The organism is Micromonospora sp. RTGN7, from assembly GCF_033804645.1.
Taxonomy (GTDB): domain Bacteria; phylum Actinomycetota; class Actinomycetes; order Mycobacteriales; family Micromonosporaceae; genus Micromonospora.
This window is the reverse complement of the sequence record NZ_JAPZLF010000016.1, coordinates 141,048-147,445: the sequence shown is the minus strand read 5'-3', so window position 1 is coordinate 147,445 and position 6,398 is coordinate 141,048. Positions and strand designations below refer to the sequence as shown.

The window sequence follows — 6,398 nt, the reverse complement described above, 5'->3', positions numbered from 1 at the left end:
GCCGGCCCGTAGGCGTCGGCGGCCGGGACGTCGGCGCGGCCGTCGTCGGGCCTGCGGAGGTCGGGGCCACGGGTGAGGGGGTCGGCGTGATCACCGCCGGGGTCGGCGGCGCGGCGGGCCCCGGCAACGAGCCCGCCGCGGGCGCGATCGCGACCGGAGGGCCGGCATCCGTCGGGGCGGAGGCGTACCGGTAACCGACGCCGCCCACCAGCACGGCCGCCACCAGGGCACCGCCGATCAGGGCCGGGCGGGCCCGGCCCGTGCGCATGCGCCGGCCCGTCCGGATCTCCCGGCCGATACCCGGGCGGCCCTCCGGCACGAGCACCGTGCTGGCCAGGCTGGTGCCGCCGCCCGACGAGTCGGAGAACGGGAAGAGCGCGGCCAGTAGGGCGGCCCGACGGGCCAGTTCAGAGAGCCCGCGGTCCTCCCAGTCCGCCCCGTAGGCCAGGGCGGCGACCTCCTCCAGGAGGGCAAGGAGAGCCTGCGCCGGCTGGGGGCGCTCGTCGGGCCGCTTGGCCATTCCCCGGCGCAGCAGATCGTGCACCGGCTGCGGGGCCGGGTCGGTGGGGATCGGCGCGTGCGCGTGCTGGTCGCGCAGGGCCAGCAGACTCCGGCCGTCGTAGGGGGGACGACCGGTGAGGCACTCGAAGAAGGTGGCTGTGGCGGCGTAGATGTCACACGCCGGGGAGGCCGCCGCGCCCGTCCACTGTTCCGGGGCCATGTAGCGGGGCGTGCCGGTGACCGTGGTGGCCGACTCCCGGCCCACCGGCATGGCGATCCCGAAGTCCGCCAGCTTGCTACGCCCCTCCGCGGTGACCAACACGTTCTCGGGCTTGTAGTCGCGGTGCACCACCCCCCGGTCGTGTGCGGCAGCGAGACCGGCGAGGGATCCCTTGAGGACGCTGAGCGCGGCCTCCGGCCCGGTGGGCCCGTTGGCGCGCAGCATCTGCCGCAGTGAGACCCCGTTGACCAACTCCATCACGATCGCCGCGCCCACCGGAGACTCGACGTACTCGTAGAGGCGGGAGACGTGCGGATTGTCGATGTCCGCCAACTGCCGGGCCTCGGCACGGAAGGCGTCGCGGAACGACGGGTCCCCGCCGAGGCCGCCGACGAGGTACTTCACGGCGACCGGGGTGCCGGTCGCCTCGTGGGTGGCGAGCACCACCCGACCGGACGCGCCCGAGCCGAGCTCACGCACCTCGGCGTAGCCGGACACCCGCCAGTTGTTGCCGCTCATGCACGGCCTCCACGGCTCTTCCGGATTTGCGCCCGGCCCACAGGGACGCCGTCCATTGTGGCGGGCGCTGTCCAGTCGACCATCGGCGTGCGGGTCGTACCTCTCGTCGGACGTTCGTTTGTCGACCCCGACCAGCCCACTCCCCCTACGGCATCCTAGGAGGCTAGGTGTACGGGTGGCGGCGGGCCGACCGGGCCGGCACGCACGAGGTGGGCCCGGTCGGGCCTCTGGCGTTCCGTCGGCAGTGGCAATATTCTCCAACTCGCGCCCCGCCCTTGGAGCTCCTTTTCACCCCCCGTGCCGTTGTCGGCCCCCGAGGAGATGCCATGCACTTCGACCACACCGAGCTGGACCGCCGCACCCTCCTGCGGGCCGGACTCGGCGCGGCGGCCGTCGCCGTCGTCGGCGCGGAACTCGCGTTCCCGTCCGCCGCGCACGCCACGTCCGATTCGGACCTCGACTGGATCATCAGTTGTGACGAGTGGGACGCCCGGCCGCCGAGCGGCCCCCTGGCGGTCAGCGCCATCCCCACCAACAAGATCATCGTGCACCACATGGCCTTCCCGAACGTCACCGACTACTCGCGAGACCAGGCCGTGAAGCTGGCCCGGGACTGCCAGGACCTGCACATGGACGGCAACGGCTGGTCCGACACCGGCCAGCACTTCACCGTCAGCCGGGGCGGGCACGTGCTGGAGGGCCGGCGCGGCAGCCTCGAGCGGCTGGCCGCCGGCGACCGGCAGATGATCTCGGCGCACTGCCCCGGAGAGAACGGCCGGGCCATCGGCATCGAGAACGAGGGCACGTACGTCACCGAGACCCCGCCGCAGGCGCTGCTCGACTCGCTGGTCCAGCTCTGCGCCACGGTCGGCCGCCGGTACGGGCTGCACGCCCACGACATCTTCGGCCACTGGGACTTCCGCACCACCGCGTGCCCGGGGGCGGCGTTCTACCGGCAGTTCCCAGAACTACGCCGCCGGGTCTTCCAGGAGCTGGGCACCAGCATCGGCGACGTGCCGGCCCGCCGCTGGCCGGACCTGTGGCGCTTCGTCAGCTCCCCGGCGGTACGGGTGGTGCAGTACCTGCTCACCCATCACGGCTATGTCCTGCCGGTGAACAACGCGTTCGACGCCGCGACCGTCGCCGCCGTGCAGGACTGGCAGGCCCGCAACGGCATCCCGGTCGACGTCGACGCCACCGTCACGGCACCGACCTGGGAGACCCTCGCACCCGAGCTGGACAAGCACGCCACCGGTGCCCCGGTCAGCGCGGTGCAGTTCATCCTGAACGCGAAGGGTTACGCCGACGTGGCGGTGACCGGCGAGTTCGACCACGCCACCAAGAAGGCCGTCCAGGACCTCCAGCGGCTGCACGGCCTGCACCCCAACGGCAAGGTCAGCACGAGCACCTGGTGCGCGCTCGTCGGCGGCGTGGTCCGCCAGTCGTTCCAGGCGGGCTGACCGGCCCACGATCGCGGTGGGGCGGGTCCGGCGGGGTCCCGCCCCACCGTCGGGTTCCGGTCAGTCGGCCAGCACCGCCGGCAGGGGCCGGTGGTGGACGATGTCCAGGCGGGACACCGCCCTGGTCAGGGCAACGTAGAGCCGGTGCGCGCCGCGCGCCTCGGCGGCCAGGATGTCGGCCGGCTCGACCAGCACCACATGGTCGTACTCCAGGCCCTTGGCCAGAGTCACGGGCACCGGTGGCCACCCGGGGCGAGTTGGCCCGGGTGGTGCGCGGCCGACGCCCGGGCGAAGCGCCGCTCGCCGCGCTGCACCGGCACTTCCTCGACGGACTGGACCGCCACGACCCGATCACCGGCCTCAACGACGACCCCCGGGTGCTGGCGTACCACGGGATGGTGTTCTCGACCCCGAGCCTCGCCGCCCGGGTGACCGGCCATGCCGCCGTCGAGGAGGCTGCGCTGGCCGACGCCCTCGACGAGGCCACCGGCGGCACGCGCCGCGACGAGCGGGGACGACCGGCGGTCGGGGCCCGGCCCGACGGACTGACCGGCCGACTCGCGGCGGCGCAGATCGTCGCGGCGCAGCGGGTGCTGGCCCGGGACAACTGGCGCCGCCTCACCTCCGGGCACACCGCGACGCAGGCGCACCCCGAGGCGACAGCCGCCGCCGACCACGCCTTCACGCTGCTCGGCGCCGGCCTGGCTCCTTACCGGGCTGAGCCTCGGCAAGGCGTGAGCGTGGTCATAACGACTGGACGCCCGCCCGGGTGTCGTTGCTAGGCTCCCAGCAGGTCATGAGCGCCAGCGTCAAGCCCCGGCTCGCTGGCCGGCAACCCTCCTCCGCGGTGGGGTGCCCCGGGTGAAGACCAGGCACCGGCATTTCCCCGGTGCAAGCGTGGCCTGGTCCCCAGGTCAACACCGACCTTGGAGAATCATGTCTGTTCGTCCTCGCGCCCGTGGTGCCCACTCGGCCCCGCCGGCGTCGCCGTCCCGCCCCACGCTGATCCGGTGCCGGCACGTGGACCTGATGCGGGTGTGCAGCGACGGCTGTCGCCGTCCCGCGGCGCGCTGAACGCCTCCACCCCTTCCGTAACAGCCCCTTCGCGGCACCGCCACCGGCGTGCCGTGCCCGACGGCGTGCCGTCCGCACGTCGTCCTCATCCCAGGAGACACCTGTGCCATTCCTTGCTGCCCTGACCAGGTTCACCGCGCTGGGCGTCGCGGCCGTCGTCGGCGCCGCCGCCCTCACCGCCTGCGGCGACGACACCTCGGCCGCCGCCGACAACCCCTACGGCCTGGCCTCCCCCGGTGTGCTGCGGGCCGGCACGCTCACCGACGCCCCGCCGAACGTGTACCTCAAGGACGGCACGTTCACCGGCTTCGACAACGACCTGCTCACCGCCGTCGCCGCGAAGATCGACCTCAAGGTGGAATTCGTCGGCACCGACTTCTCCGCGCTGCTCTCGCAGGTCAACAACCGCAAGTTCGACGTGGGCAGCTCCTCGATCACCATCACGGAGGCCCGGAAGAAGACGGTCGACTTCGGAAACGGCTACGACTTCGGCTACTTCGGCCTGGACGTCCCGGCCGGCTCCCCGATCACCGGCTTCGACCAGCTCGCCGGCAAGCGGGTGGTGGTGGTGCAGGGCACCGTGCAGGACGACTACGCCACCGGCCAGAAGCTGGACCCGGTGCGGGTGCCGGACTACAACGGCGCGCTCAACCAGCTCAGGGCCGGCACCGCCGACGCCTGGATCGCTCCGGCCGAGATCGGCGACAAGTCGGCCGCCGACAGCGGCGGCAAGATCAAGGTGGCGGCGAAGCAGCTCAGCTCGACCCCGACCGCGTACGCGGTGGCCAAGGGGAGCGACGCGCTGCGCGAGGCGCTGAACAAGGGCCTCGACGAGGTCATCGCCGACGGTACGTGGAGCCGGTTGCAGGCGCAGTACTACCCCGGCCGACCGGTCCCGGCGGACTTCACGCCGGGCAGCGGATCGGCGCCGGTGCCGAGCGCGTCGGCGGCGCCGTCCGACTCGGCCGCGCCGTCGGCGTCGGCGTCCTCCTGAGGTACGCCCGCGCCTGACAGTACGGATGACGGGCTCACGGTACGGATGACCGGCGAGCGGGGCGGACGGGAGGACGACTGATGGATCCACTGAGCACCCTCTGGGAGACCTTCTTCGACTGGGAGTCGATGCGGGCGGCGCTACCCGAGATGCTGACCGTCGGGTTGCCCAACACGCTGATCCTGGCGATCTCGGCCGCCCTGCTCGGCTCCCTGTTGGGCATGCTGCTGGCGGTCGCGGGCATCTCGCGTACCCGCTGGTTGCGGTGGCCCGCGCGGGTGTACACCGACGTCTTCCGCGGCCTGCCGGCGGCAGCGACGATCCTGCTCATCGGCGTCGGCCTAGCGCCGCTGGGCATGCAGGTCTGGGGCCCGAACCCGTACCCGCTGGGCATCCTGGCGCTGTCGCTGATCGGGTCGGCGTACATCGGGGAGATCTTCCGGGCCGGAATCCAGAGCGTGGAGGCCGCGCAGTTGGAGGGGGCCCGCGCGCTGGGCTTCTCCTGGGGCGAGGCGATGCGCCTGGTGATCATTCCGCAGGGGGTCCGGCGGGTGCTGCCGGCCTGGGTGAACCAGCTCATCGCCCTGATCAAGGACTCCAGCCTGGTGTACTTCCTCGGCCTGGTGGCCAGCCAGCGGGAGCTGTTCCGGATCGGGCAGGACCACGCGGCGACGACGGGCAACGAGTCGGCGCTGCTGCTGGCCGGCCTGCTCTACCTGACGCTGACCGTGCCGCTGACCCACGCCGTGAACTGGATCGACCGGCGGCTGCGCCAGGGCCGACCGGCGACGGCCGAGGACGACGGCGGGCTCGCGCTCGCCGGCCAGACCGCGCTGCCCGGCGAGGCCGGCGCCCGCGCGACGACGGAGAAGGATGCGCGATGAGCATTCCCACCGGCACGACAACCTCGGTCAGCCTGAGTGTGCGCGACGTCCACCTGGCCTTCGGCGCCAACCGGGTGCTGCGCGGCGCGAGCCTGGACGTCGCCCGGGGCGGCACGGCCTGCGTCATCGGGCCGTCCGGGTCGGGCAAGTCCACCCTGCTGCGCACCGTCAACCGGCTCATCGAGCCGGACCGCGGCGACGTGCTGTTGGACGGGCGCAGCGTGCTCGGCGACGACCCGGACGCGCTGCGCCAGCGGATCGGCATGGTGTTCCAGCAGTTCAACCTCTTCCCGCACATGACGGTGCTGCGCAACATCACCCTGGCGCTGCGCCGGCTCAAGCGGCTCGGCGAGGACGAGGCCGTGCAGGTGGCCCGCGCCCAACTGGATCGGGTCGGGCTGGCCGGCAAGGCCGACGCCCGGCCGGCGCACCTCTCCGGCGGGCAGCAGCAGCGGGTGGCGATCGCCCGGGCGCTGGCGTTGCAGCCGCAGGTGATGCTCTTCGACGAGGCGACCTCGGCGCTGGACCCGGAGCTGGTCAAGGGGGTACTGGCCATCATGGCGGAGCTGTCGGCCGGCGGGATGACCATGGTGGTGGTGACCCACGAGATGGGCTTCGCCCGCGAGGTCGCCGACACCGTCGCGTTCATGGACGGCGGGGTGGTGCTGGAGGCCGGCGAACCCGCCGCGATCTTCGAGGCCCCCGAACACCCACGGCTACGCCGCTTCCTGGCCCAGGTGCTCTGA

6 protein-coding genes, 1 pseudogene and 1 riboswitch are annotated in these 6,398 nt (G+C 72.9%); of the genes and pseudogenes, 5 read left to right on the top strand and 2 right to left on the bottom strand.

The genetic code is table 11. The features are described from left to right. A partial coding sequence (locus tag SNR22_RS22240; RefSeq protein WP_320068566.1) for a serine/threonine-protein kinase occupies positions 1 to 1,240 on the bottom strand: 1,240 nt, incomplete at its 3' end. 326 nt (positions 1,241 to 1,566) lie between these two features. Between SNR22_RS22240 and SNR22_RS22235 the strand changes: the two genes are divergently transcribed. After that, positions 1,567 to 2,700 (top strand): N-acetylmuramoyl-L-alanine amidase, encoded by a 1,134-nt coding sequence (locus SNR22_RS22235; protein ID WP_320068565.1) that lies wholly within the window; start codon positions 1,567 to 1,569, stop codon positions 2,698 to 2,700. Between the two features lie 60 nt (positions 2,701 to 2,760). Here SNR22_RS22235 and SNR22_RS22230 read toward each other — a convergent pair. Next, a pseudogene (locus SNR22_RS22230) lies at positions 2,761 to 2,937 on the bottom strand (ATP-binding domain-containing protein); the annotation flags it as partial. Between the two features lie 2 nt (positions 2,938 to 2,939). On the opposite strand from SNR22_RS22230, the gene SNR22_RS22225 reads away from it, so the two are divergent. The 4 genes from SNR22_RS22225 (at position 2,940) to SNR22_RS22210 (ending at position 6,398) form a co-directional block, all read left to right on the top strand. Then, positions 2,940 to 3,482 carry a hypothetical protein gene (locus SNR22_RS22225; RefSeq protein WP_320068564.1) on the top strand — a complete coding sequence of 181 codons (543 nt, stop codon included), beginning with the start codon at positions 2,940 to 2,942 and terminating at the stop codon, positions 3,480 to 3,482. 10 nt (positions 3,483 to 3,492) lie between these two features. Next, positions 3,493 to 3,604: riboswitch (SAM riboswitch) on the top strand. 273 nt (positions 3,605 to 3,877) lie between these two features. Next, positions 3,878 to 4,768: an ABC transporter substrate-binding protein gene (locus SNR22_RS22220; RefSeq protein WP_320068563.1), complete on the top strand. Its 891-nt coding sequence runs from the start codon at positions 3,878 to 3,880 to the stop codon at positions 4,766 to 4,768. A gap of 80 nt (positions 4,769 to 4,848) precedes the next feature. Next, positions 4,849 to 5,652 (top strand): amino acid ABC transporter permease, encoded by an 804-nt coding sequence (locus tag SNR22_RS22215; RefSeq protein ID WP_320068562.1) that lies wholly within the window; start codon positions 4,849 to 4,851, stop codon positions 5,650 to 5,652. Beyond that, positions 5,649 to 6,398: an amino acid ABC transporter ATP-binding protein gene (locus SNR22_RS22210; protein WP_320068561.1), complete on the top strand. Its 750-nt coding sequence runs from the start codon at positions 5,649 to 5,651 to the stop codon at positions 6,396 to 6,398. Before SNR22_RS22215 ends, SNR22_RS22210 begins: the two co-directional genes overlap by 4 nt.